The sequence below is a fragment of the Micromonospora sp. NBC_01740 genome, from assembly GCF_035920365.1.
GTDB classification, from domain to species: Bacteria; Actinomycetota; Actinomycetes; order Mycobacteriales; family Micromonosporaceae; genus Micromonospora; species Micromonospora reichwaldensis.
Genome location: NZ_CP109150.1, coordinates 4,871,037 through 4,895,091 on the forward strand (window position 1 = coordinate 4,871,037; position 24,055 = coordinate 4,895,091).

The 24,055-nt window shown below is 71.5% G+C and carries 23 protein-coding genes; 10 read left to right on the forward strand and 13 right to left on the reverse strand.

Features of this window, described 5'->3' with window-relative positions:
* Positions 1-23: 23 nt before the first annotated feature.
* Together OG989_RS21590 and OG989_RS21595 are read right to left on the reverse strand one after the other, a co-directional pair.
* Entirely contained in the window at positions 24-236 is a 213-nt protein-coding gene (locus tag OG989_RS21590) for a DUF397 domain-containing protein (RefSeq protein WP_151456627.1), read from the reverse strand.
* Entirely contained in the window at positions 229-1,116 is an 888-nt protein-coding gene (locus OG989_RS21595; protein ID WP_151456626.1) for a helix-turn-helix domain-containing protein, read from the reverse strand. The genes OG989_RS21590 and OG989_RS21595 overlap by 8 nt, the downstream gene beginning before the upstream one ends.
* A gap of 262 nt (positions 1,117-1,378) precedes the next feature.
* Here OG989_RS21595 and OG989_RS21600 point away from each other — a divergent pair, with 262 nt between their 5' ends.
* Both OG989_RS21600 and OG989_RS21605 read left to right on the forward strand, forming a co-directional pair.
* The gene (locus tag OG989_RS21600) at positions 1,379-1,666 is read left to right on the forward strand and encodes a DivIVA domain-containing protein (RefSeq protein WP_327028231.1); all 288 of its coding nucleotides are present in this window, start codon (positions 1,379-1,381) and stop codon (positions 1,664-1,666) included.
* Positions 1,663-1,914 (forward strand): hypothetical protein, encoded by a 252-nt coding sequence (locus OG989_RS21605; RefSeq protein ID WP_327028232.1) that lies wholly within the window; start codon positions 1,663-1,665, stop codon positions 1,912-1,914. The genes OG989_RS21600 and OG989_RS21605 overlap by 4 nt, the downstream gene beginning before the upstream one ends.
* Before the next feature lie 43 nt (positions 1,915-1,957).
* On the opposite strand, the gene OG989_RS21610 is transcribed toward OG989_RS21605, so the two are convergent.
* Genes OG989_RS21610 through OG989_RS21625 form a run of 4 tightly spaced genes read right to left on the reverse strand, consistent with a single transcriptional unit; the run spans position 1,958 to position 4,182 of the window.
* Positions 1,958-2,281: a hypothetical protein gene (locus OG989_RS21610; protein ID WP_151454901.1), complete on the reverse strand. Its 324-nt coding sequence runs from the start codon at positions 2,279-2,281 to the stop codon at positions 1,958-1,960.
* The gene (locus OG989_RS21615) at positions 2,281-3,477 is read right to left on the reverse strand and encodes a WXG100-like domain-containing protein (protein ID WP_327028233.1); all 1,197 of its coding nucleotides are present in this window, start codon (positions 3,475-3,477) and stop codon (positions 2,281-2,283) included. The genes OG989_RS21610 and OG989_RS21615 overlap by 1 nt, the downstream gene beginning before the upstream one ends.
* Complete coding sequence (locus OG989_RS21620; RefSeq protein ID WP_327028234.1) at positions 3,474-3,794, reverse strand: type VII secretion target; 321 nt, start codon at positions 3,792-3,794, stop codon at positions 3,474-3,476. The genes OG989_RS21615 and OG989_RS21620 overlap by 4 nt, the downstream gene beginning before the upstream one ends.
* Complete coding sequence (locus OG989_RS21625; RefSeq protein WP_327028235.1) at positions 3,781-4,182, reverse strand: YbaB/EbfC family DNA-binding protein; 402 nt, start codon at positions 4,180-4,182, stop codon at positions 3,781-3,783. Before OG989_RS21625 ends, OG989_RS21620 begins: the two co-directional genes overlap by 14 nt.
* Before the next feature lie 303 nt (positions 4,183-4,485).
* On the opposite strand from OG989_RS21625, the gene OG989_RS21630 reads away from it, so the two are divergent.
* A complete protein-coding gene (locus OG989_RS21630) occupies positions 4,486-4,815 on the forward strand; it encodes a hypothetical protein (protein ID WP_327028236.1) in 330 nt (109 codons plus the stop codon).
* Positions 4,816-4,985: 170 nt separating this feature from the next.
* On the opposite strand, the gene OG989_RS21635 is transcribed toward OG989_RS21630, so the two are convergent.
* Positions 4,986-5,741, reverse strand: coding sequence for a formylglycine-generating enzyme family protein (locus OG989_RS21635; protein ID WP_327028237.1), 756 nt, complete (start codon positions 5,739-5,741; stop codon positions 4,986-4,988).
* Between the two features lie 69 nt (positions 5,742-5,810).
* Positions 5,811-6,410, reverse strand: a complete 600-nt coding sequence (locus tag OG989_RS21640; RefSeq protein ID WP_327028238.1) for a hypothetical protein — start codon at positions 6,408-6,410, stop codon at positions 5,811-5,813.
* Between the two features lie 430 nt (positions 6,411-6,840).
* On the opposite strand from OG989_RS21640, the gene OG989_RS21645 reads away from it, so the two are divergent.
* The 4 genes from OG989_RS21645 (at position 6,841) to OG989_RS21660 (ending at position 11,477) form a co-directional block, all read left to right on the forward strand.
* Entirely contained in the window at positions 6,841-7,725 is an 885-nt protein-coding gene (locus tag OG989_RS21645) for a carbohydrate ABC transporter permease (RefSeq protein ID WP_225852222.1), read from the forward strand.
* Positions 7,722-8,552: a carbohydrate ABC transporter permease gene (locus OG989_RS21650; RefSeq protein WP_151454906.1), complete on the forward strand. Its 831-nt coding sequence runs from the start codon at positions 7,722-7,724 to the stop codon at positions 8,550-8,552. Before OG989_RS21645 ends, OG989_RS21650 begins: the two co-directional genes overlap by 4 nt.
* 20 nt (positions 8,553-8,572) lie before the next feature.
* Entirely contained in the window at positions 8,573-9,982 is a 1,410-nt protein-coding gene (locus OG989_RS21655; RefSeq protein ID WP_327028239.1) for an ABC transporter substrate-binding protein, read from the forward strand.
* A gap of 130 nt (positions 9,983-10,112) precedes the next feature.
* A complete protein-coding gene (locus OG989_RS21660) occupies positions 10,113-11,477 on the forward strand; it encodes an outer membrane protein assembly factor BamB family protein (protein ID WP_327028240.1) in 1,365 nt (454 codons plus the stop codon).
* Between the two features lie 54 nt (positions 11,478-11,531).
* Here OG989_RS21660 and OG989_RS21665 read toward each other — a convergent pair whose 3' ends face one another.
* Positions 11,532-12,296: an ABC transporter permease gene (locus OG989_RS21665; protein WP_327028241.1), complete on the reverse strand. Its 765-nt coding sequence runs from the start codon at positions 12,294-12,296 to the stop codon at positions 11,532-11,534.
* Complete coding sequence (locus tag OG989_RS21670; RefSeq protein ID WP_327028242.1) at positions 12,293-13,024, reverse strand: ABC transporter ATP-binding protein; 732 nt, start codon at positions 13,022-13,024, stop codon at positions 12,293-12,295. Before OG989_RS21670 ends, OG989_RS21665 begins: the two co-directional genes overlap by 4 nt.
* A gap of 112 nt (positions 13,025-13,136) precedes the next feature.
* Between OG989_RS21670 and OG989_RS21675 the strand changes: the two genes are divergently transcribed.
* Complete coding sequence (locus tag OG989_RS21675; RefSeq protein WP_327028243.1) at positions 13,137-14,243, forward strand: sensor histidine kinase; 1,107 nt, start codon at positions 13,137-13,139, stop codon at positions 14,241-14,243.
* Positions 14,244-14,284: 41 nt separating this feature from the next.
* Entirely contained in the window at positions 14,285-14,929 is a 645-nt protein-coding gene (locus tag OG989_RS21680) for a response regulator (protein WP_151454911.1), read from the forward strand.
* Positions 14,930-15,113: 184 nt separating this feature from the next.
* Here OG989_RS21680 and OG989_RS21685 read toward each other — a convergent pair whose 3' ends face one another.
* The 3 genes from OG989_RS21685 to OG989_RS21695 all read right to left on the reverse strand — a co-directional run bounded on the left by OG989_RS21685 (position 15,114) and on the right by OG989_RS21695 (position 22,430).
* On the reverse strand, positions 15,114-16,160 hold the full coding sequence (locus OG989_RS21685; RefSeq protein ID WP_327028244.1) for a hypothetical protein: 1,047 nt from the start codon (positions 16,158-16,160) through the stop codon (positions 15,114-15,116).
* Between the two features lie 152 nt (positions 16,161-16,312).
* Complete coding sequence (locus tag OG989_RS21690) at positions 16,313-21,775, reverse strand: ATP-binding protein (protein ID WP_327028245.1); 5,463 nt, start codon at positions 21,773-21,775, stop codon at positions 16,313-16,315.
* Positions 21,776-22,049: 274 nt separating this feature from the next.
* Entirely contained in the window at positions 22,050-22,430 is a 381-nt protein-coding gene (locus tag OG989_RS21695; RefSeq protein ID WP_151454914.1) for an MmcQ/YjbR family DNA-binding protein, read from the reverse strand.
* Positions 22,431-22,754: 324 nt separating this feature from the next.
* Here OG989_RS21695 and OG989_RS21700 point away from each other — a divergent pair, with 324 nt between their 5' ends.
* On the forward strand, positions 22,755-23,978 hold the full coding sequence (locus OG989_RS21700; RefSeq protein ID WP_327031219.1) for a multidrug effflux MFS transporter: 1,224 nt from the start codon (positions 22,755-22,757) through the stop codon (positions 23,976-23,978).
* Positions 23,979-24,055: the final 77 nt, after the last annotated feature.

Below are 24,055 nucleotides of genomic sequence, written 5' to 3' on the forward strand. Positions count from 1 at the left end.
AGGAGGCGTTGCCCTCCGTCAGATCAGTCTCGTTGCTCCTTGTCGAAGCCGATGCGCGTCACCGTCACGAACCTCGCCCAGGCGGCCGGTGCGAACGTCAGGACAGCACCGCGCTCGTCCTTGGAGTCGCGCACGGCGACGAGGTGGCGGAGGTTGGTCGCCACCTCGACGCAGGCGCCGCCGTTGTCTCCGCTTCGGGTGCTCTTGTGCCAGACGGCGCCGGTCAGGTCAGTCATGCCGCATCTCCCCGATGATTGTTTTGATCATGTCCATTGAGTCTGTCTCGCCGAGAGCGAGCGCATCCAGCCCTCTCCATACACGCTCGTACGCCGAAAGCTCGTCGGGCTTGTCGAGGTACAGCGCTCCGGTCAACGATTCGCTGTAGACGACGGAGGGTTCCGGTGCCGCACGACCGCCTTTGGCGGGCGGGAAGTCGAGGATCATAAAAGTGCCAGCGACCGCCCCGGGCTGTGGGCCCGCCGCCAGCGGCAGTACCCGCACGGACACGTTCGGCAGTTCGGAGAGTCTGAGCAGGTGGTCGAGTTGAGCGGTCATGACAGCCGACCCGCCGACGGTGCGCCGGAGCACTGGCTCCGAAAGCACCGACTCAAGCCGGGGAGCTGCAGGAAGCCGTCGAGTGAGAAGCGCCTGCCGTTGTAACCGTACTTCGACAGCCCGCTCGCGTTCTTCGTCGCTGAGGATTCGCCCAAGACGGAAGAGCGCCTGGGCATAGTCCCTGGTCTGCAGAATGCCGGGAATCAGTGACTCGTCATATCCCCGGAGCCGCGCGGCGGCGGATTCCAGGCCGACGTACAGCTCGAACCAGCTTGGGACCGCGTCCCCGTACGCATGCCACCAGCCCTTGGACTTCGTCTCGGTGGCGAGCCCGCGCATCGCCTCGGTCATCTCGGCGGACACCCCGTACAGCTCGCACATCGCCTTGACGTCGAGCACCCGGACCGGGCCCATGCCGCATTCGATCCGCCAGATCTTCTGCCGGCTGTATTCGAGGGCCTCGGCGGCGGCGTCGAGGGTCACGCCCGCCTCGGTGCGGTACTGGCGTAGCAGCCGGCCGAGTTGCCGGCGCGGCACGGTCGATCCGACATCCTCGGTCACCCGGACACTCCCTGATTCCTTCGCGCAACGCTGCGTCACCTTGCCATGTAACAGCTATCGGTGACAGCAAAGAAAGTCAACACTTCTGGGAAGAATCCTGGTGTGGAACGTTGCTTCGCTGCTGCGCACCGTCACAGGATGACCACAGGCCCTGGTGTCGTACCGCTGATCGAAGCTGCGGCGGCAGGGCGGGGTGGCCCGTGCGTGCGGGGAGGACGGACGGGCCACCCCTTCCAGTCCACGAGGGAGAGGCAGGCAGCAGATGAGCGTCCGCAACCAGCGACCGGGAGCGACCTACCGCTCCTCGGCGTACACCAGTTTGCTGCCGTGGCAGGTGCGCGAGCGCCGCTTCAAGCCGGTCGGCCTCGGACGCCGCGGCCTGGAACCGGCCGACGTCTACGACTTCCTCGACCGCGTCGCTGGCGACATGGCCAACGTCTACGCCGCCCTGGCCGCCAGCCGCCGGGAGACCGCCGTCATCAAGGACGCGCTGCGCCGCTGGCAGTCCGAGCAGGCCCGCGCCCGCACCGACCGGGGACACGAGGCATGACCCAGCGGTACGTCATTCACCTGCCCGTCGCCGCCGCCGACCTGCCGGCCGCGCAACGGCTGGCTCGGGTGATCAGCCGTTGGCTGCTGGTGCTGCCGCAGGCCGACCCGGGGGAGATCACCGTTTCGGAAGAGGACAACCAGCACGTACGCCACCGGGTCTTCTGTGACCTACGCATGCCCGGCGGCCGGCGCTGCCTGCTCCGTGCCGACCACGACGGTGCCTGCTCCCGCCGCCTGCCCCGGTGAGCATTCGACCCAACGCCGGGTGATTTTAAGTCGAGCAGGTTCGCTACTCGGGATAGCCAGCGGAGTAGGTCGCGTCCACGAGCTCTTGGAGGTGTCGGATGACCGAGGCCTTGTGGTCCGTCTCCGGAAGTTGCTGCTCGCCGGCCTTGATGAGCCCGCTTCGCCAGTGGCGGACGATCTCGTGCTGAGCCTCTCTGGGTAACTGGTCGATCCAGAGAGACCCGAGGTTGTTGTCGATGATTTCTTGTAGGTGGTCGGCAGCTTCCCGGTCGGTGAGCCGTTCGACCAAGAACTCCAGAGTCCAGTCGAAGAGACCACCGGTGGCGGTCCAGTCGACCCCGGGCTTCAGCACGATCAGGCCGGCCATCAGTTCCCCACGATGAATACCCGTGGACCGAGATCACGGTCCGCTATGAACTGCTCGATCTTAGCTGTCTGCTCGACCGAGAACTTCGAGACGTCAACGGGCACGAGGTCAGCCTTGTCCAGGTGTCGTTCGATTTGATATTGAAGCTGCGGCCACTGCCGGTCGAAGAACTGGCCGGGGAAGTTACCGACGGCATCATATGTTCGCCCCGCGTCGTCGACCCAGTCGGCCGAGGAATCCGCAGGGGCGCGACTGAGTTGAACGCCGAGGAGTTGTTCCAGCCGTACCGCGGTTTCGGCCTCGCCTGGCCTGAACTTCCCGGTCGCCGGGTCCATGCCGAGCGCATGGACGCGTTCTTCCTCGCTGGCGTGTCGAGCGGGGGGCTCATGAGGCGTCCCGGGAGTCGAGGTGTCGTCCCCGGATCTGCCTGGTCGGCTGCTGGCAAGCCGCCCCAGCGCCTGCTTCAGCTTCTCGATCAGGTCACCGAGCCGCCGGATCTCCGGCATCAGCCGCCGCAGGCTTGCCAGCAGCCCTCGCAGCAGCCGCGCGATCCGCGCCGCCCACGACGCCACCAGCGTCGTCACCTGCTCCACCACCAGCGGCGCGGCGAGCCCGCCGGTGACGACCAGTTCGCCGGCGTACACGATGAGCCGGGAGACGCAGGTGGCGATGGCGTCGCGGACCAGCAGCCGGACGGCGGCGACCAGGCCGGCCGCGCCCTCGGTGATGGCGGCGAGGGTGTCGGCGCCCTGGGCCAGCCCGCCGATGGCCTGCTGCTGCTCGGCGGCCCAAGCCCGGTAGGCGGGACCGGCGCCGCCACCCCAGCTTGCGACGTCGGTGCGGACGGCGGCGCCCAGGTCGGCGGCTTCCCTGCGCAGCGACGCGGCGACGTTGCGCCAGGTCTGGGCGTGGGCGGTGATCTGCGCCGGGTCGCCCGCGAGCCAGTCCAGCGCCTCGCTGAGCGGCTTGACGTGCTCGATCAGCCAGGCGATGCCGTACTGGAGCAGCGCGCCGACCGGGTCGGAGACGAAGGCGAGGGCGTCCAGTCCGGCGCTGACGACGCCGAGGGTGCCGTCGATCCAGCTGCCGTTGCGGACGCCCTGGGCGATGAGCTCGATGTCCTCGCAGATCCAGATGCCGGCCCAGGCGCTGGGTGGGGTGTCGGCGGCCGTGGCGACGAGCGGGTTGGTGGTCACTCCTTGTGCCGTGTCCGCTGTAGCGACCGCTCGGCCCGAGCGTCGGCGGCACGGTAGCGGTCGGCGCCGGTCCGCAGCCTGTCGGCCGTGTCGCGTACCGAGCCGGCCGCGGTGCCGATGCCCTGGACCAGGGTCTGCTGGAGGCCGTCGAGCAGCGCCGGCATGATCGCGCAGAGTCGCCCGTACGCCTCGGCTCCCAACCGGACGTGCTGGCCGGCCTGGCGGGCGGTGTCGAGACTGTCGGCGCGGCGGTCGAGGCGTGCGGCGTGGCGGGTCAGGTCGTCAGGGTCGACCTGGATGCCGTCAGCGCCGGGCATCCGGTGTGTCCCGGTCGGGAGCCAGCCGGCGGCGGTACGACTCGACAAGCGCCACCGCTGTCGAATCCTCGGCACCGAGGACGCCCGTGGTCGCCTCGGTGATCCTGCTCAGGAGGTCGGCGTGAGCGGCTCGGGTGGTTGCGAGGATCTGCCGGGCGGTGTGCGCCGCGGAGTGCTGTCGGGTGCGTTCGTCCAGCCGCAGGTCGACCAGCAGGCCCGACGAGTCGACGGTGACCTCGGTCGTCCGATCGGGGCTGGTCGCCGTGCCCCTCATCGCCTGCACCCGCGAAGCCAGCTCCTTGGCCCGGGCCGCCCGGTCCGCGATGGACGCTTCCCAGTCGTCGAGCCGGCGCGTTGCCGCGTCCAGCGCGGCTTCGTCCGCCCACATGCCTGACCCTCCCCAGGGCATCGACGCCGACCGGTCGGTGTCGCCGTCACGCTACCAATCGGTGGCGCTGCGTGGTGTTCCGCTGAGGTTGTCCTGCTGCGGCATCTGCCGTGGTGCTCGACGGTCCTGCAATGGCGGGGCATCTTCCGACTCATGGCGGATCCGGCCGTGCCCCTTTCGGTGACCGCCGCCTTGCTTTCCTTTCGGGAATTGGCTGAATTGCAATCCTGGTCAGCGTAGCGAGCAATCCACTGTAGACAGACGGCTGAGGCCTGAAGTGTGGACGATCGATAGGTTGGGGGCATGGCATACGGGAGCTACACCGCCGACGGCAGCTACTGGACGGTGCGCAAGCACGGCTCGACCTTCTGGGTCGTACGTATCAGGAATGAGAACGGGACCTATCGGCGGTTGGAGTGGTGGGGTGGCTACCGGCATGCAGGTCACGCGGCGCGTGCAGCTGCGCAGCTGGCCTATCGGCAGGCCCGGGAGGACGTGGTGAAGGAACTGCGCGGCAGCCTGCACAAGGAGTTGGAACGTGTCGGCCTCGGTGCCCTGCCCACGCCCGCCCCGCTGCGCCCGGATGTGTCGGTGCTGCCGCCCGACGAGGAATCGTCCGACGCCGAGGAGTGACGGCTGGCTGCGTGCGCGGGCTCCGCGTACATCTCGGGGTGTTGCCGGCGGCGTGCTCAGCGCCGCCGTTCGGCGGCGCGGACGACGAGGATGGTGCCGTCGCGGCCCACGGTCGACGGGCGTACGGCTGTGGGCTTCTTCGCGAATCCGTCGGCCAGCCAGGACGCGGCCTACCGGGACGGCAGCGGTGCGGCCGGGCGGACCGCGGTGAACTGGGAGTGCTCGTACCGGGTGGCAGAGAGCAGCAGTAGCCACTCGTCGCAGCCCTGCCACGGGTGGAGGTCGGCGGCGCCGCCGCGTACGACGCGGGGCCCGTCGCCGGTGCGTGGCCGGGCATCCGCCGGCGCGTCCACGAAGCCGGGGATCCACACGTCGGCGCAGATCTCGCCAGCCGAGCCCATCGCCGCCAGACCGAAGGCGTTCTCCCCGCCGGCCGTGCGCTCCTCGTCGCTGAAGTCGTCGAGGATCTGGTCCTCGTCGGGCTTGTCGTCGCCGCGGAACGTCAGCGTGGTGGTGCCGGCGCGGGCCGCGTACTCCCACTCGGCCTCGCTGGGCAGCCGGAACGGCAGGGCGTCGAGCAGGTCGTCCAGGTCGTCCTCGAGCCGGGCCGTCGTGGTGTCCTCGTCGGCGTAGTCGTCCTCGTAGTCGGGCAGCCAGTGCCGGACCTGCGCGACCGTCAGCGGGTGCCGGGCGATCAGGAACGGTTCGACCCGCACCTCACGCACGGGCTGGGCGTCCTTGGCGGCGGCGAAGAAGGGCTCGAGCGTGTCCTCGACTCCTCCGTCGCGCTCGATGGCACGTACAGCCTCCAGTTCCGCGTCGGACAGACCCATGCGGAACGTGCCGCCGGGCACCTCACGGAACACCACGCCCGACGCGGTGTGCCGCCAGGCCGGACGCCCGGCCACGATCTCCTCGGTCCACACGGCACCGAACGCTAGCAGCCGAGGCTCTGTGTCCGAGGCGGTGCCGAGGAGCCAGGCAAGACGATCTAGTTAGAGGTCGGCCTGGATCTCCCGGATCGCCTGCTGAATCCGGAGGTTCCCGTCGGATGCTGCCAACCGCGCGAGCTCTCGCTGGAACTGCGGTGACCTGGGTTCGAGGACGCCCAGGAGTTCCAACGCACCGATCCTGGCTCCGAGATGTGATGAATGCAGCCAGGGGTGGTAGGCCGCCCGACCGCTGTGGATGATGGCCCGGGTTCGGGTGACGAACTCGGACAGGTGTGTGTCATCAGGGCGCAGGGGCACGGGATCGAATGGGCCATCGTCGCCGACACAGCTCAGCAGGAGGCGGAGCGACTCGGCGGCCACCTCGGGCCGTTCACTGCGGCATAGTTCGATCAGGAACGGAGCAGTCGGCTCGGCGGTGCGGAAGTACAGGCCGGAGTGGCCGTGGACCAGGGCCTCCTTCAGCGCCTCGCCCCACTCGCGCGTCGTCTGGCCGTCCGCCGCTGCCAAGCCGCGGATCAGGTCTGGGATCTCACACGCGTCGCGTTCGGCGTCTCTGGGATTGCGCGGTCGGAACGCCGCCCAGTCGACCAGGTCCAGCCCCGCAAAGGGTTCGGGACGCGAGCCAGGCGGCGAAGCAACCATCGATTCAGGGTACTGGGACCACGTGGGTCAAGGCGTGGCGCGAAGGTGTCCCAGGTTGTCGAACTCATTCGAGCATGCTCGCACCGCGCACCGGACCGCCCGCGACTCGTTTCGTCGGCAGCGGGCACTGCACCGTTGCGGGCCACCGGCCACGATCGTCTGCATGGTCTGGCTCCTCGGGCCGGTGGTGTCGGGACGCGGTGTCGACAACCGACCGTAGGGGCTCGACCACGCCCGGGCTGCCCGTTTGCGTCAAGAGCCGAGATATTCGCGGGCTCCTGCCCCCGCGCTGACGGCACATCACGCCCGAATGATGTCTATCCCTCAATGTCGTTGGTAGGGTGCTGCGGTGCCTCCCCCTGCCACTGTCGGCGCGCCACCGGGCGACCGCTCCCTGACCTCAGAATCCACGCCCTCCACCGCCCGACAGGTGCGGCGCGCACGCTTCAGCGAGTCCGGTCTCGCGTGGCTGATGCTGCTGCCCTCGGTGGGGGTCTTCGCACTGTTCGTGTTCTGGCCGCTCGGGCGGACCCTCTACCTGTCGGTGCACGGCAACGACATCTTCGGCGCCGCGTCGGAGTACGTCGGCGCGGCGCACTACCGGGACATGCTGTCCGGGGAGTTCGGCAAGGTGCTGGCCACGACGGCGCTGTTCACGCTCTTCTCGGTGGTGCCGGCCGTGCTGGGCGCGCTCTTCGTGGTGCTGCTGCTGGAGGCACGCATCCGCGGCGTACGGGCGCTGCGCACCGCGTTCGCCCTGCCGTTCGCGTTCTCGGTGGCGACCGCGTCGGTCATCTTCGCCGTCATCTACAACCCGGCGATCGGGGTGGCGAACGGCCTGCTCGGCTCTCTCGGCTTCGACCGGGTCAACTGGCTCACCGACCCGTCGATCGCGTTGCCCGCCGTCTGTGCCGCGACGGTGTGGATGAACTTCGGCTACAACATCCTCGTGCTCTCCGCCGGGGTCTCGGCGATCTCGCCGGAGGTGGTCGAGGCGGCGCGGCTGGACGGCGCGACCGGGTGGCGGCTGGCGACGCGGATCACCGTGCCGCTGCTCTCCCCGCAGCTGTTCTTCCTCGTCGTGGTGTCCACGATCCACGCCCTGCAGAGCTTCGGGCAGATCCACATCCTGACCAAGGGCGGGCCGGACCAGGCCACCACGACGCTGGTCTACTCGATCTACGAGAAGGCGTTCGCCTTCGGCTCCTCCGACTTCGGCGCGGCCAGCGCGCAGGCCGTCGTGCTGCTGGTCATCATGCTCGGCTGCACGGCCGTCCAATTCGGCGTCCTCGAACGGCGGGTCCACTACCGATGAAAAAGCTCAACCTCGGCCGGGTCGCCGTCTACGTCGTGCTCGGCCTGGCCGCGATCCCCGTGCTGTTCCCGGTCTACTACGGGTTCGTCGGCGCCGTGATGGGCCCCGGCGACCTGGCGACCTATCCGCCCGCGCTGGTGCCGAGCGCGCTGCACTGGCAGAACATCACCGACGTGTTCCGCTCGGTGCCGCTCGGCCGCTTCTACGCGAACTCCGCCGTGCAGGCCGGGATCATCACCGTGGCGCAGGTCGTCACCAGCATCTTCGCCGCGTACGCCTTCGCGTTCCTCCGCCTGCCGGCGAAGGCGGCGACGTTCAGCCTCTTCCTCGCCACCCTCATGGTGCCGTGGGAAGCGATCATCATCCCCAACTACCTCGCCATCTCCGACTGGGGCCTGACGCGCGGCGGGCTGACGTACCTCGGCCTGGTGCTGCCCTTCCTCGCCTCGGCGTTCGGCACGTTCCTGCTGCGGCAGGCGTTCCTGCAGTTCCCGACCGAGCTGCGCGACGCCGCGGTGATCGACGGGTGCGGCCACTGGCGGCTGCTGTGGCGGGTCATCGTGCCGCTGTCCAAGCCCTCCATCGCGGCGGTCGGGGTCTACGTCTTCCTCTCGGCGTGGAACCAGTACTTCTGGCCGCTGATCCTGATCCGCGACACCGAGTTCCAGACGCTGCAGATCGGCATCTCCCAGCTCAACGACGCCGAGGCGGCGCAGCCGGGCCTCGTCCTCGCCGGCGTCGCGTTGTCGCTGCTTCCCACGCTGGCCGTCGTGATCTTCGGCCAGCGCTACATCGTCCGCGGGCTGACCGCCGGGGCGCTGCGTTGAACCATCGAGAAGGAGAAGCAATGAGAAGACCTCGGCTCCGTCGGACCGCGGCGGCGTTCGTCGCCGTCGTGGCCGCCGCCGCGCTCACGGCCTGCGGCGACTCTGGGTCCGGCACCGACGGCGGCAGCGGCGCGCTCGACGCGCCCGGCGCCGAGGTGCTGGAGAAGGCCACGGACAAGACCACGATCGAGTTCTGGCACGCGATGAAGGGGGCCAACGCCACCGCCGTCGACCAGCTCGTGGCCGACTTCAACGCCCAGAGCGGCGGCAAGGTCGAGGTCAAGGCGGTCTTCCAGGGAAGCTACGACGAGACGATCGCGAAGTACAAGGCGTCGGTGCAGCAGAAGAGCACGCCGGCCCTGGTGCAGATCTACGACATCGGCAGCCGCTTCATGGTCGACTCGAAGCAGGTCGTGCCGATGCACAAGTTCATCGAGAAGGACGGCTTCAACGCCGGCGACATCGAGCCGAACATCGCCAGCTACTACTCGGTCGACGGCAAGCTCTGGTCGATGCCGTTCAACTCCTCGACGCCCCTGCTGTACCTCAACAAGGAGGCGTTCGAGCGGGCCAAGCTCGACCCGACGAAGCCGCCGAAGAACCTCGACGAGATCGGCGAGCTGGCGAAGAAGCTCACGGTCAAGGACGCCAGCGGCAAGACCGTCCAGTACGGCTTCAACGCCGCCATCTACGGCTGGCTGGTGGAGCAGCTGCTCGCCACCGACGGCAAGGAGTACTGCGACAAGGGCAACGGGCGCAGCGGCCTGGCCACGAAGGTGCAGTTCGACCAGGAGACGGCCGTGCGCGTCGCGCAGTGGTGGACGGACCTGGTGAAGGGCGGCTACGCGACGAACACCGGCCGCAAGACCGACGACGCCCAGGCCGCCTTCAAGTCGGGCACGGTCGCCATGCACCTGGAGTCCACCAGCGTGCTGCGCGGCTACGTCGACGCCGCGAAGGGCAAGTTCACCGTGCTCACCGCCCCGTACCCGAAGGTGAGCGCTTCCTCCACGGGCGGACCGATCATCGGTGGCGCGTCGCTGTGGATCAACGGCGTCGGCCACAACGACAAGGAGAAGCGGGCCGCCTGGGAGTTCGTGAAGTTCGCCTCCGGCCCGGTCGAGCAGGCCAAGTGGCACACCAGCACCGGGTACGTGCCGATCAACGCCAAGGCGCTCGACGAGCAGATCGACAAGGACTGGATGGCGAAGTTCCCCCAGTTCCGCACCGCCGTCGACCAGCTGCACGCGCTGCCGCCGTCGGTCGCGTCGGCCGGCTGCCTGCTGGGCGTGATGCCGCAGGCCCGCAAGGCCTCCGAGGACGGCCTGGAGGCGGCCATCGTGGGCAGCAAGCCGGCCGAGCAGGCCATGAAGGACGCCGCGGCGAGCGTGCAGGGCGCCATCGACAGCTACAACAAGTCGGTCAGCTGACCACCGCACCGCGCTGATCGTCGAGAAGGGCCAGTCCCGCCGGGACTGGCCCTTCTCCGCTGCCACCCCCAGGTCGTGGGGTGCGGGCGGATCCTATGGTGGGCTCTGCCACCGATCGAGGGAGAGACCGTTGTCACCGTCGCACCGCCCGCCCCGTTCGTGCGTCGCAGGGGCGGCCCTGAGCGTGCTCGTCGGGCTCGCCGCCTGCACCGCGCCACGGGCGGAGCCGCCCGAGCGGCCGGCGCCGGGGATCGCGGTGACCCAGGAGAGCCTGCGCGGCGGCGGGACCGGAGCGGAGGGGGAGGGCCCGGAACCCACCTGGTCGGTGACGGCCAGGCGGCTCGACCAGCCGTTGACGCAGCTCGGCCAGGTCGTCGTCGTGCCGGACGGGCGGGAACTGCGGGCGGTGGACCGCGCGACGGGGCAGGACCGCTGGCGTCGCCCGTTCCCGATGGCCTACCAGTACGCGGTCGCCGGCGACCTGATCGTGCTCAGCGCCAGCAACGGAGGGTTGCTGGAGGTGCTCGACGCGGCCACCGGCGCCACCCGCTGGCGGACCGAGGACACCCAGGACGTCGTCGTCCAGCAGCAGGTCGTGTACGACCGCGAGTGCGTCGGCACCGGACAGTCCGCGAAGTGCGTCGTCATCGCCCGGGACATCCGCGACGGTCGCCAACTGTGGAAACTGCCCGCCGACCGGTTCGCCCGGGTCAGCGACGAGGCGCTCGGCGTCCGCGCGCCGTACGCCGCGCCCACCCAGCGGTACGTGTCGGTGCGGCTGAACGGGCGAACCTACACGAGCGTCGCACCCACCACCGGCAAGGCCGGCGCCGGACGCCTGCCGAGCCGGGCCTGGCACGGCTTCGTGGCCGGCAACCTGCTGGTGACCACCGACCACGACCCGCCCCGGGACGACCGGCGGTGCACCGTCAGCATCGCCACCGTCGACGCGGCCACCGGCGCCGGAGGCTGGTCCGGCGAGGTCTTCAGCGGGCGTCGCGAGGACGGCGAGTGTGCCAAGCGACTGGCGCACGACCGCAGCGGGCTGACCCTGATCGGGGCCGGCACCCGGCTCGTCGCGGTCACGGACGCCGGCCGGCCGCAGATGATCGACCTGCGGACCGGTAAAGCGCAGTGGGAGGGTGTCGCCCCCGGCGTACCGATCGACGGGGACGACCGGTCCGTGCTGGTGCGGCGCACCGCCGACGAGGGCGAGCTGGCCCTGCTCGACATGGCCACCGGCGCGACGCGGTGGAGCGCGCCGGACCCGGGACTGTCCGGCACCTCGGCGAGCTGGCGGTCGAGCGTGACCGGACGCCTCGTGGCGGTCAGCGGCGCGGTGGAGCAACGACCGGTCGTGCTCGTCTACGACGTGTCGACCGGTCGCCAGCTCGGCCGGTACCCCGGTTGGCTCGCCGGCGCTGGGGACGACTGGGTCGCGGTGAGCCACTCCGGAGGCTCGGACGGGATCGCACTGGACCTGTACGCCTTCTGAACCGGCGCGGCGGGCCGGTCCCGGGCCGCCCGCCGCGTTCACCGCCGCCGCGCCCTAGTTCCAGCGGAACAGGAGCGCGGCGACGGTCGCACCGACGACTGCGGTGATCGCCAGACCCGCCAGGTTCGATGCGTCGACCGAGGTCCCCGCCCAAGCGCTGGAGAGCGCCTCGACGGTGGCGCCGAACGGCAGCCACGAGGCTGCCCGGGCCACCGGTTCCGGCAGGGAGGCGGTGCCGCCGAACAACCCGCCGACGGCCCCGAGGGCGAAGAAGGCGATCAGGCCGATGGCGACCGCCGAGTTCGGGGTGGGCGCCACCGAGGCGACGATCAGGCCCAGCCCGTACATGGCGGCCACCGAGAGCCCGACCACGGCGAGCGCCATGCCGACGTGGGCCGGCGGACGTGCGCCGAAGCCGACGACGGCGACGGCGTACGCCAGCCCGATCCCCACCAGCACCTGCGCCAGGCTCACCACCAGTTGGGCGACGAGCACCATCGCCGGCGACGCCGGAGTGACCGCGAGCCGGCGCAGCACCCCGCTGCGGCGGTAGTAGGCCAGGAAACTCGGCATGTTCACGATGCCGATCGTGGCGAGGACGATGGTGAAGACCAGCGGAAGGACGAAGAGGTCCAGCGCCGAGCGCCCGCCGGCAACCTCCTGGTCACCGGCGGCAGCGGCGTTCATGACCAGGATCAACAGCGGCAGCCCTATCGGTACGACCAGCCCGGCCGTGTCCCGGGCGACCATCTTCGCCTCGCACCCGATCAGGGTCAGCCACGAGCCTGCCCCGGGTCGTCGTACGGTCACCTCGTTCATGCGTCCTCCTCCGTGACGAGTTCCTTGCCGGTGAGGCGGACGAACGCCTCTTCCAGGTTCGCGGTGCCGGCCCTGGCGGCCAGCCCGGCCGGGGTGTCCAGGGCGACGATCCGGCCGGCGTCGAGCAGCACGACCCGGTCGCAGAGCCGTTGGACCTCGTCCATGGCGTGGCTGACCAGCAGCACGGTCTCGTCGCGCAGCCCCTCCACGCCCGCCCAGATGCGCCGGCGGGCACGGGGATCCAGCCCGGTGGTGAGTTCGTCGAGGATCACCACCCGCGGTCGGCCGACCAGGGCGAGGGCTATGGAGAGGCGCTGCTGCTGGCCGCCGGAGAGCTTCTCGAACCGCGTCCCGGCCTGCCCCCGCAGCTCGACCAGGTCGAGCAGTTCGTCGGCGGGGCGCGGATCGGGGTAGAAGCTGCGGTAGAGGCCGAGCAGCTCACCGACGGTCAGGGCCGCGTGCAGCTCGGCCTGCTGCAACTGCACCCCGAGCAGTTGGCGTACGGCGGCGCGGTCCCGGCGCGGATCCCGGCCGAGCACCCGGACGCGTCCCCGGTCGGGGACCCGCAGGCCGGCGATCAGCTCGATCATCGTGGTCTTGCCAGCCCCGTTGACGCCCAGGACGCCCAGCACCTCGCCGGGGGCCACCGTCAGGCTGATGTCGTCGACGGCGACGACGTCGCCGTACCGTTTGTGCAGGTTCTCGACCTCGATGGCGGGTTGGCTCATGCTCTCCATGCTGGTCGGCGCCACCCGTCCGCCGCCTGTGCCGGAGGTCAGCCCTGCCGGCCATGACTTTCGGCACCCGTGGCTCGCCGGCCGCGGCGGCTAGGGTTGCCGCATGCGGCGGCTCGGGCTCGATGAGTGGTCCGGCCTGGTGATGCTCGTCGTGTGCGTGGGCGTCGGGTCGCCGGTGATGCTCGGCCTGGTCGAGCCGGACATCCCGGCACCGGTGTGGGTGGGGCTCTTCGTCGTCACCCTGGGCGCGTCGCTCGGCGCCGTGGCCGAGTGGGGAGCACCCCGGACGAGGTGGGCGGCCTACGGCGCGGCGGTGGTCGCCGGCTGGGGCGTGGTCGCGACGGCCCCCCGCGCCGGCATGCTGCCGATCCTGCTGGTGGTGATCGCCGCGCTCGGACCGGAGACCCTCCGGCTGCCGGTCAACCTGCTGGTGGTGGCGCTGAACACGGCCGTGATCGCCCTGACCGTCGGCCGGGTCCACGACGACCCGGTCGCGCCGCTCGTGTCCGGGGTGTTCTACGGGCTGATCCAGATCGCCACGACGTTCAGCGTGACCGCGGTCCGCCGGGAGCAGCAGCACCGCCGGGAGCTGGCCCGGGCACACGTGGAGCTGCGGGCGGCCAGCCTGCTGCTGGCCGGGTCCGCCCGCACGGCGGAACGCCTGCGCATCTCCCGTGAGCTGCACGACCTGCTCGGTCACCAGCTCACCGTCCTCACCCTGGAGCTGGAGGCGGCCCGGCACCGTGCGGGCGACCCGGCGCGGGAGCACGTCGAACGGGCCGGCCGGGTGGCCAGGGAGGTGCTCGCCGACGTGCGCGACACCGTCAGCGCGCTGCGCGCCGGGTCTGCCGCCGACCTGGCCGAGGCGCTGCGCGACGTCGGCCGCGACATCCCCGGGCTCGACGTGACGGTCGAGGTGGGCGAGGACGTCGAGCCGAACGAGGAACAGACCGCGGCGCTCGTGCGGGCCGTACAGGAGATCATCACCAACACCCTGCGGCACGCCTGCGCGGGCGAGCTGCGAGTCACGATCGTCCGCCACGGTGCGGCGATCCGACTGACGGCGGTCGACGACGGGCAGGGCGCGCGGGGCGTGGTCCCCGGCAACGGCCTGCGGGGCCTCGCGGAGCGGTTCGCGGCACTCGGCGGGGAGATCGCGTACGACGGCAGCGCGGGCTTCCGGGTGACCGCCCGGATGCCGGCCCGGTGACCGGCATGCTCGATCCGGCCGGCCCGCGCGGCCGAGGCGACATGACCAGGGTGGTCGTGGTCGACGACCAGACGTTGGTCCGGCAGGGCATCCGCACCCTGCTCGACATTGCGGGCATCGAGGTGGTCGGCGAGGCCGACGACGGCGAGGCCGCCCTGGCCGCGATCGACGCGACCCGGCCCGACGTCGTCCTGCTCGACCTGCGCATGCCGCGCCGGGACGGCATCTGGGTCCTCCGACGGCTCCGCGAGCGCGGGGCGGACGTGCCGGTGCTGGTGCTCACCACCTTCGACGACGACACCCTCGTCCTCGACGCGCTGCGCGCCGGGGCGCGGGGCTACCTGCTCAAGGACGTCACGCTGGAGCAGCTGACCCGGGCGGTCGAGACCCTCGCCGCGGGCGGAACGCTCATCGCCGTGTCGATCACCGATCGGCTCCTGCGCGCCATCCGCTCGGCGCCGTCCCCGGTCGGGGTGAGCGCCCCGCCGTCGCAGGAGCTCACCGAGCGGGAGCTGGACGTGCTGCGGCTGGTCGCCGAGGGCTACACCAACCGGGAGGTCGCCGGCCTGCTCTTCCTCGCGGAGGGCACGGTCAAGAACCACGTGTCGGCGATCCTGCTGAAGCTCGGCGCCCGGGACCGCACCAACGCGGTGCTGCGGGCGCTGCACGAGGGCGTCCTGCGGTAGAGCTGACGGGGGACCCGTCCGCCGGTGCGTCCGGTCGTCACGCGGTGGGGGATCCGACGCTGTGGTCCCCGGCCTGCACTGGCCGGGGACCACACCGGAACTACCTGCTACTTGGCGGCGGCGGACGGCCGCGGCTTGACGCGGAACGAACCCAGGATGATGTGACGCATCTGTGCACCTCCTCTCAACTGGTGGTGGTCAGAGACCGGGCGTGTTCGAGGGCGTCCGTCAGCTCGTCCTCGTTCACGACCAGCCGTTCTGTCAGCAGGCAGGTGCCGACCGGCGTCGTCACCAGGCTGCTGCCGGCCCTGCGGTGGACGTCCACACGGGAGGCGGCGCCGGGCCGCTCGTCGAGCGGAAATCCGAAACTGAGCCGGTGTACGCCCTGCCGGCCGGGGCGGCGCATGTCCTTCTCCCGGCGCGCCAGCGGCCGGAGCGCGTCGGCGGTGCGCCGCCAGCGCTCGGACACGCTCACCCACTCATCCGTACGGACGACGAGCTGACGCAGCTCGGGTGCGAGTGCCAGGCGCACGGCGTGTTCGCAGATCACCTCGGTCAGGTCGTCGCCCAGCCGCTGCTCCAGGGCATCGGCCAGGACCAGCAGGTCCAGCAGGTCCTTGATCCGGAACTTGCGCTGGAACCGCTCCTCGGCCACGGCGAAGAGCCCGCACAGGTCGTCCTGTTCCACCGGCGCGACGCGCACCGGGACGCCACGAAGGTCGCCGGCGAAGGTGAACGTGGTGACGTCGGCGCCCATCGGCTTGTCGAGGTGCGGCTCGGTCGCGGGCCACTTCATCGCCACGCCGACGTGCGGCTCGTCGAGCCCCTCCAGGATGCTGACCGCCTGAGGTACGGCCCCCCGACGGTCGACCAGATCCCGTACGCAGGACCACAGGACGTCCTGGTTGGGGGCGAAGAGGTCGACGTCTCCCGACTGCCGCAGTAGCCCACGGGGATAGTGCCGGGCGATGCACGGGCCCTTGAGGACCGTCGCCCCGTACCGGCCGGCCAGCTCGGCGCCGGTCGCGTGGAGGGTCTCGACGCGCTGCTCCCACCGGCGCAGGTACGCGCCCTCCGCCTCGTTGAGCTCGACGCCCCGGGCCACCGCGGAGGAGAGCCAGGTGGCGAGGATCCCCTTGCGGTTGGCCATGTCGGCGACCCGCCAGGTGGGCAGGTCCGGCGGTGCTCCGAGCAGGCGGTCCACGACATCAAGATCGATCATGAAGATCATCAGCCTCACCGCGAGATCGGTCCATCGCGGTGAGGCTGACGTCGTCGGCCATATTTTCTCGATATCCGCTGCCGGTCGACGGTCGGCAGGGCCCGGAGGGACGGACGGCGTGACGCGCCACGGCGAGGACCTCGCCGTGGCGCGTCACCGCGTCAGCGCAGGCGGCCCTCGATGGCGTCGATGATGCGCGGGCGCAGCTCCGCCGCGCGGATGACGGCGTCGACGGAGCCGACCTCGACCGCGCGCCGGATGTTGTGCACCCGGTCGAACTCGGCGGCCACCTCGCCCAGCTTCTCCACGCGCACCGTCGAGCGCAGCTCGTCGAGCTCCGCGGTCAGCGCCGCGCGGTCGGTGCCGGAGGCCGCCGCGACGCGGGCCTCCAACTCCCGCACGCGCGGGTCGGCCGCGGTGCGGGCGTTGACGTCGCCGGAGAACACCACCGCGGCGGCGGGGGCGCCGCCGAGGACCGAGGCGAACGAGCCTTCCAGCGCGAGCACGGTCATGTTCGGGTTCAGCGCCTTCGAGAACACCACGAACGCGCCACCGTGGTATCGCGAGATCACGCAGAACACGATGGGCCCGCGGAAGTTCACGATCGCGCGGCCGATCTCGGCGCCGTACTCCAGCTGGAGATTGCGCATCGACTCCGGCGAGCCGTCGAAGCCCGACAGGTTCGCCAGCACCACCAGCGGCCGGTTGCCGCTGGCCGCGTTGATCGCCCGCGCGGCCTTCTTCGACGACCGCGGGAACAACGTGCCCGCGGTGTAGGTGTCCGGGCCGTCGGTGGGCGGGAAGCCGCGCCGCGGCACCGACCGTGACTCGATGCCGATCAGGCACACCGGCATGCCACCGAGGTGTACGTCCTGCACCGCCACGGTCTCCGCGTCGGCCATGCCCGCCCACCGTTCCAGGACCGGGTGGTCCTGGTCGGAGAGCGCCCGCATCACCGTCCGGATGTCGAACGGCTTCTTGCGGTCCGGGTTGGCCTCGGCGGAGAAGATCTCGCCGACGGTGGTGAAGTCGCTGCCCGCCACGACGTGCGGGAAGGCGGAGACGTCGCGGTCGACCGGGTCGGTCGTCCGCGCCCGCCGCGGCCCCTGCTCGCCGGGCGCGACGTACGTGTGCTCGTAGTGCGCCATCAGCACGTCGCGCGCCGCGGCCAGGTTCGGCGCCCAGTACTGCGCCTGCCCGTTCGGGCCCATCACCCGGTCGTAGCCGCCGATGCCGAAGTTGTCCTCGGCCGAGACCCCGCCGGAGAAGTCGAGCGACTGCTTGCCGGTGAGCACCATCGCCGAGTCCGGCGTCATCACCAGAATGCCCTTGGTGTGCATCAGCATCGTCGCCTCGGCGTTCCAGTACGGCTGCGCCCCGACGGTGATGCCCGCGACCACGATGTTGATCTCGCCGCCGTCCTGGGTGAACTCGACGATCCGCTTGAGCGCCGCGGCCACCCAGTCCATGTTCTCCGTGCCCGACTGCATGGAGATCCGGGCGCCTGCGGACAGCGCGTACCACTCCAGCGGCACCTGCATCCGCTCGGCCAGGTCCAGCGCGGCGATCACGCGGCGGCACTCCGGCTCCGACAGCGCGCCGAGCGCCTTCGTCGGGTCGCCTAGCAGCACGACCCGGGTGACGCCCTGCGGGTGCCGCCGGGTCGGCGTGGTCACCACGCCCGCCACGATCGCCGCGCTGTTACGCCCCTTCGGCCGCTCGACCGGCACCAGCGCGTGGTCGTCGTCGAGGTCGTGCTCGACGAAGGTGCCGAGCAGGGCGGTCAGCTCGTACGGGTAGACCGCGTTGCGGCTGCTCGCGCGCAGCACCTTCTGCCGGTAGTCGTCAAGCGGCTCGACCGGCTCGTCCGACGGCTCGCCGACGGTCAGCGCGGTGCCGCCCGTGGCGTCGAACGAGACGCGTACGGCGATCTTGGTCAGCTCGCCGGTCCGGCGGTCGCGCTGCCGCGCGATGAACAGGATCTCCTCCAGCCCGGCGCCCGCGGTCGTGGGCAGCACCCGCCGGGCGATCATCTCCAGCTCCGCGCGCGTGAGGTCGCTCGGCGGCCAGACGTAGACCACGATCCGGTTGGTGCTGAAACGCTTCCTCGACGGCCGCCGCGACTGCGCGCGACGGATCGAGTCGAGACACGTGGCGAGGACGTCCTCGGCGGTGGGCAGCGCCACCAGCCGCCCGTCGTGCTCGCGCAGCTCGGTCAGGTCGCGCACCTGCGCGAACGCGACGAGGCGGTCGTCCGACGGGTTCTCCCGCGCCACGCACTGGAAGAGGTAGACCTCTTCGTCCGACGACGGCAGCCGGGTGAGGTCGAACTTGCTCAGCCGCTCCATCTGCATCCGCTGCGCGATGTACGGGTGCAGGCCGCGGATCAGCCGCTCCTCCATCATCCCGATGGTCGACGGGCGGAACGTGAAGTGGTGGTGCATCACCGCGCCGCTGCGACCCGCGACGGTGGTGGTGAGCCTGCGGACCTGGTGCGGCAGCGGGTGCGCGCTGACGACCTCGTGCAGCGCCGCCGCCATCGCGTCGAAGTCCGCCGGCTGGTTCTCCCACGCCAGATAGATGTCGACGTCGATGGCGTCGTGGCCGCTCGCCAGCTCAGCGAGGCCGCGCAGCGCGCTGCCCAGCGCGTCGAAGCCCACGGCGGCGGAGACCACGCACGAGCCCGTCCGCTCGGCGACCACGAACGTGCAGCCCTCGACCTCGCTGGTGCGTACGCGGTTGAGGTCCTTGTTGCCGTAGTAGCGCCGGGTCAGCACCTCCAGCATGACCGCGTTGTCCACGTCGTCGCGGACCAGCCGCTGGCCGAGCAGCCGCACCAGCGGCTCGGTGGAGCGCACCATCTCGGCGACGCGCTCGGCGCGGTCCGGCGCGTCCGGGTGCGCGTCGAGGTGGCGCAGGTGCCGGCGCACGTCGGCGTAGACGCGGGCGCGGTTGCGGCGCAGCAGCGGCTGGGCGAACCAGGCGAACACCACGCCGCGCGCGAGGTCGCAGACCACCGGGAAGCGGACCTGCGTCGCGGCCACCAGCCGCTCCAGCGCGAGACCGGCGGGCTCGCGCAGCGACTCGTCCGGCGGCGGCTCCCGCAGCCAGGCGCGCAGCAGCGTCGCGACGACCGTGGCGTCGGCGGACGCGCGTTGCAGGGCGAGGAAGATCCGGAACACGGCGGCTTCGAGCTCGGGGCAGCGCTCCAGCTCGGTGACGCCGTAGTGCCCGAGCGCCTTGGCGAGCTTGGCCTGGAACGTCTCCGGCAGCCCGGCCCGGTCCACATCGAGGTACTGCAGGTAGGTGTGGAAGTACTCGCGGGCGCTCGGCACGTGGCCGGCGCCGCCGCCGTCCTCGCCCGTCGGCCGGTTGCGGCTGAGCTCGGTGAGGTCGGCGAACACGTCGATGAGGCCGAGTTCCTCGGCCAGCGGCCGGTGACCGTCCTCGGTGGCGGCCCGGCGCGCGGCGAGGTAGTCGTCGAGCAGCCGGCGCTCGTCGTGCGGGTCGACGTCGAAGCCGAGCAGCAGGCTGCGCAGGTCCTCCTGGCCGCGCGTGGCGCGCTCCCGCGCCGGGATCCTGGCGGGCGCTTCGGGCAGGTCCAGCTCGACGGACTCGGTCGCCGCGGTCTCCCCGGCCTCGGCGTCGTCGGCGAGCGGCTCCAGCCGCAGCAGCGGCGCGCCGGTCTCCACCTGGGTGCCCACGGAGACGACGCATTCCTTCAGCCGCGCCTTGAACGGCGCCCGCAGCACCGTCTCCATCTTCATGCTCTCCAGCACCAGCACCGGCGCGCCCGCCTCGACCTCGGCGCCGACCTTCAACGGCGTGGCGACGACCAGCGCGGGGCTGGGCGAACGCAGGACACCGCCCTCGTCGCGGGTGACCCGGTGCGCCACGCCGTCCACCTCGACCAGGTGGATCGGCCCGTGCGTGCCGATGAGCAGGCGGTAGCGGGTGCCGTTGACGACGACCTGCCCGGTGTGCCGGTCGAAGCGGTCCAGCTCGACGTCGGCGGTGCGTACGGTGCCGCCCGCTTCGACGCCGACGCGGAACCGGTGTGCGCCGACCCGCGCGACGCGCACGCGGTAGTCGACGCCGCGCAGCTTGAGGTCCAGCGGCCGGCCGCTCTCGTGTTGCACCTGCGGGCGGCCGCCGAACGCCGTCGACAGCAGCCGCTGCCGCTCGACGCGCTCCTCCTCCTCGTACGCCTCGATGGCGGCGGCCGCCAGCGCGACGGCGGAGTGCCGGTGCGTGACCAGCCTGCCCTCGCCCCGGACGCGGTCGATCCAGCCGGTGTCCGCGCTGGCGTCGATCACCTCGGGCTGGTCGAGCAGGTCGAGCACGAAGCTCTTGTTCGTCGCGCCGCCCTCGATGATCACCGTGGTCTGCGCCATCGCCCGGCGCAGCCTGCCGAGCGCCTCGTCGCGGTCGCGGCCGTACGCGATGATCTTCGCGATCATCGAGTCGAAGTCGGCGGGGATGGTGTCGCCCTCGCTGACGCCGGTGTCCACGCGGATGCCCGGCCCGGCGGGCAGGTCCAGCCGCGCGATGCGGCCGGGGGAGGGCGCGAAGTCGCGGTCGGGGTCCTCGGCGTTCAGCCGGGCCTCGATGGCGTGCCCGCGCTCCACCGGCGGCTCGCCCTCGAGCCGCCCGCCCGACGCCACGTGCAGCTGCGCCCTGACCAGGTCGAAGCCGGTGGTGGACTCGGTGATCGGGTGCTCGACCTGGAGGCGGGTGTTGACCTCCAGGAACGCGAACAGCCGGTCGCCGGGGTGGTAGAGGAACTCGACGGTCGCCGCGCCGCGGTAGCCGACAGCGACGGCGAGCCGCTCGGCCGACGTCTTGAGCTCGGCCGTCTGCTCAGGACCGAGCACCGGCGACGCCGACTCCTCGATGACCTTCTGGTTGCGCCGCTGCACCGAGCAGTCGCGGACACCGAGCGCCCACGCGGTGCCCTGGCCGTCGGCGATCACCTGGACCTCGACGTGCCGGGCGCCGGTGACCAGGCGTTCCAGGAACACGACGCCGCTGCCGAACGCCCGCGCGGCCTCCTGGCTGGTGCGCTCGTAGGCGTCGGCGAGCTCGGCCTCGTTGGTGATCACGCGGATGCCGCGCCCGCCGCCGCCCGCGGTCGCCTTGAGCATCAGCGGGTAGCCGATCCCGGCCGCCGCCGCCAGGGCGGCGTCCAGGGTCTCGACCGCGCCACGGCTCCACGGCGCGACCGGTACGCCGACCTCCTCGGCGATCAGCTTCGCGCCGATCTTGTCGCCCAGCTTGCGCATGGCGTCCGGGCTCGGTCCGACGAAGGTGACGCCGATCCTCTCGCACAGCTCCGCGAACGCCGGGTCCTCGGCGACGAAGCCCCAGCCGACCCACGCGGCGTCGGCCCCGCTCTCCACCAGCGCGCGCTCCAGCACCTTCAGGTCGAGGTACGGGCGCGCGGACGCGGGACCGAGGTCGTAGGACAGGTCCGCCTCGCGGACGAAGGTGGCCGTACGGTCGACGTCGGTGTGCAGGGCGACGGTCTCGATCCGTGTCCCGGTCTCCGCGGCGATGTCCCGTACGGCGTGGATGAGCCGCATGGCGGCCTCACCACGGTTGACGATGGCGACACGACTGAACACCGATCGAGCCCTCCTTTTAGACCAATGATGCGCGGGCCGCGACGCGGCGGCACCTTCGGCAGTGTCCACCCTCGTGCCTGTGGATCAAAAGGTCAGGGGTCCGAATCCGTTCGGCGAACGGACGATGTTGCGGCGTTGACCAGCCAAAACGCCTGACACAACCGTGATCGTTTCCCGGCATGTGTTGCGGCCGTCCACTTCGTGGGAGGGTGATGCGCCCGGGGCGCGCTTATGTTACTGGCGGGTTCGTGTCGAACGGTGTCGCGACGGAGCCTCAGCCGGGACCGGTGCCACCGTCGACGTCGCTGAGTAGCGGGCCCGGGACACGCATCCGCCACGCGTCGGTGACGAGCTCCGTCAGGCGGTCGACGTCCACCTGCGCCAGCCGCAACATGACCAGGGGCAGCCCCTCGTACGAGGGCGTGGTGAAGAAGACCTCGGGCTCGCCGAGGAGCAACGCCTGCTTCTCCGCCTCGTCGCCGACGTAGAGCACCGCGACGTCCGTCCGGATCAGGCGCGACGTGCCGGGTCTGCGCTCGGGGTAGGACCAGACGAACCCCTTGTCGGCGACCCGGAAGTCGAAGCCCTCGCTGTCGATCTCGACCACGTGCGGCAGCGCCAGCGCCAGGTGCCGGACGTCGTCGGCGTCAGCCATCGGGGTCGCTCCGCACCATCGTTTCCCACACCCGCGCAGATTAGCTGCCACGGGTGACAACATGGTGCTGGCGCGAGGGCCCGACCGGCGGGACCCGGCCGCGCGCAGCGGCTCCGATCGCCGTTCGGCCGCCGCCGCCCGACTGTGAACTCCGTTACCTCGCCGCCCGGCGGGAATGAGATCACCGGATCCGGATTTGGAGCCAGATGTGACTCCTGCACTCTTCCCAGCCCGGCTGCCCACCGACCGGCCGGCGGCGAGCCGATGACGGCCGCCGTCGACGCCCCGCAGGGGCCGGCAGCCCCGCTGACGCCCGGTGACCTGATGAGCCCCCGGCAACGCCTGCGGCTCGTCCTCGTCCTCGGGTCGCTGATCGCGGTGGGTCCGCTGACCATCGACATGTACCTGCCCGCGCTTCCCACGATCGTCGACGAATTCCAGACCACGTCGGCGGCGGTCCAGTTGACCCTCACCGGCACGCTGGCGGGCCTCGCCCTCGGCCAGTTGCTGATCGGCCCGCTGTCCGACGCCGTCGGCCGGCGCGCGCCGCTGATCGCCGGCATCGCGCTGCACGTCGTGGCGTCGCTGCTCTGCGTCGTCGCGCCGAGCATCGCGGTTCTCGGCGCGTTGCGGGTGGTGCAGGGCCTCGGCGTCGCCGCGGCCTCGGTGGTCGCGATGGCCGTCGTCCGCGACCTGTTCGACGGTGCGGCCTTCGCGAAGCTGCTCTCCCGGCTGCTGCTGGTCATGGGGGCGGCGCCGATCCTCGCGCCGACCCTCGGCGGCGGGCTGCTGCGCTGGACGGACTGGCGCGGCGTCTTCGTGGCGCTGGCCGCCTTCGGCGTGCTGCTCGTGGTGGTCGCCGCGTTCGGCCTGCGCGAGACGCTGCCCGCCGAGCGGCGCCGGCGCGGCGGCGTGGTCGCGACCATCGGCGTGTACGGCTCGCTGCTGCGCGACCGCACGTTCGTGGGCCTGGTCCTGGTCGCCGGGCTGGCCATGGCCGCCCTGTTCGCGTACGTCGCCGGGTCGTCGTTCGTCTTCCAGGACCAGTACGGCCTGGACGAGCAGCAGTTCGGGTTGGCCTTCGGGGCGGGCGCGGTCGGGCTGATCGCGGCGACCCAGTTCAACGTACGGCTGCTGCGCCGCCACCCGCCGCAGCGGATCCTCGTGGTCGCCCTGGCCGCGGGGAGCGTGGCCGGACTGGCACTGCTCGCCTTCGCCGTGACCGGGTTCGGCGGGCTGCCGGCCCTGCTGGTGTCGTTGTGGGTGGTGCTCGCGGCGGCGGGCCTCGCGATGCCGAACGCGCCGGCCCTGGCCCTGTCCCGCCACGGCGAGGCGGCCGGCACGGCCTCCGCCCTGCTCGGCGCCGTGCAGTTCGGCGTCGGGGCGCTGGCCGCACCCCTGGTGGGCGTCCTGGGCACCGGCGCGGTCGCCATGTCCGTCGTCGTCGCGGGGGGCATGCTGGCCGCGACGGCGGTCCTGTTCGTCGTCGTGCGACCGTCCCGGCTCGCCGGCCTGGAGCCGGACGGGGTGGTCGTGGCAGCGCACTGAGCGGGCTCGGAAAGCAGTTGTCGGCGGAACGGGTGGCGGCCTAGCCTGCTGGCTGTGCACGCCCCCTGCCGGCGGAT

Excerpts from the sequence above, each read along its gene's own strand:
- OG989_RS21590 (WP_151456627.1), bottom strand. The coding sequence starts at position 236 with ATGACTGACCTGACCGGCGCCGTCTGGCACAAGAGCACCCGAAGCGGA.
- OG989_RS21600 (WP_327028231.1), top strand. The coding sequence starts at position 1,379 with ATGAGCGTCCGCAACCAGCGACCGGGAGCGACCTACCGCTCCTCGGCG.
- OG989_RS21605 (WP_327028232.1), top strand. The coding sequence starts at position 1,663 with ATGACCCAGCGGTACGTCATTCACCTGCCCGTCGCCGCCGCCGACCTG.
- OG989_RS21610 (WP_151454901.1), bottom strand. The coding sequence starts at position 2,281 with ATGGCCGGCCTGATCGTGCTGAAGCCCGGGGTCGACTGGACCGCCACC.
- OG989_RS21620 (WP_327028234.1), bottom strand. The coding sequence starts at position 3,794 with ATGCCCGGCGCTGACGGCATCCAGGTCGACCCTGACGACCTGACCCGC.
- OG989_RS21625 (WP_327028235.1), bottom strand. The coding sequence starts at position 4,182 with ATGTGGGCGGACGAAGCCGCGCTGGACGCGGCAACGCGCCGGCTCGAC.
- OG989_RS21630 (WP_327028236.1), top strand. The coding sequence starts at position 4,486 with ATGGCATACGGGAGCTACACCGCCGACGGCAGCTACTGGACGGTGCGC.
- OG989_RS21640 (WP_327028238.1), bottom strand. The coding sequence starts at position 6,410 with ATGGTTGCTTCGCCGCCTGGCTCGCGTCCCGAACCCTTTGCGGGGCTG.
- OG989_RS21650 (WP_151454906.1), top strand. The coding sequence starts at position 7,722 with ATGAAAAAGCTCAACCTCGGCCGGGTCGCCGTCTACGTCGTGCTCGGC.
- OG989_RS21655 (WP_327028239.1), top strand. The coding sequence starts at position 8,573 with ATGAGAAGACCTCGGCTCCGTCGGACCGCGGCGGCGTTCGTCGCCGTC.
- OG989_RS21665 (WP_327028241.1), bottom strand. The coding sequence starts at position 12,296 with ATGAACGAGGTGACCGTACGACGACCCGGGGCAGGCTCGTGGCTGACC.
- OG989_RS21670 (WP_327028242.1), bottom strand. The coding sequence starts at position 13,024 with ATGAGCCAACCCGCCATCGAGGTCGAGAACCTGCACAAACGGTACGGC.
- OG989_RS21675 (WP_327028243.1), top strand. The coding sequence starts at position 13,137 with ATGCGGCGGCTCGGGCTCGATGAGTGGTCCGGCCTGGTGATGCTCGTC.
- OG989_RS21680 (WP_151454911.1), top strand. The coding sequence starts at position 14,285 with ATGACCAGGGTGGTCGTGGTCGACGACCAGACGTTGGTCCGGCAGGGC.
- OG989_RS21685 (WP_327028244.1), bottom strand. The coding sequence starts at position 16,160 with ATGATCTTCATGATCGATCTTGATGTCGTGGACCGCCTGCTCGGAGCA.
- OG989_RS21695 (WP_151454914.1), bottom strand. The coding sequence starts at position 22,430 with ATGGCTGACGCCGACGACGTCCGGCACCTGGCGCTGGCGCTGCCGCAC.
- OG989_RS21700 (WP_327031219.1), top strand. The coding sequence starts at position 22,755 with ATGAGCCCCCGGCAACGCCTGCGGCTCGTCCTCGTCCTCGGGTCGCTG.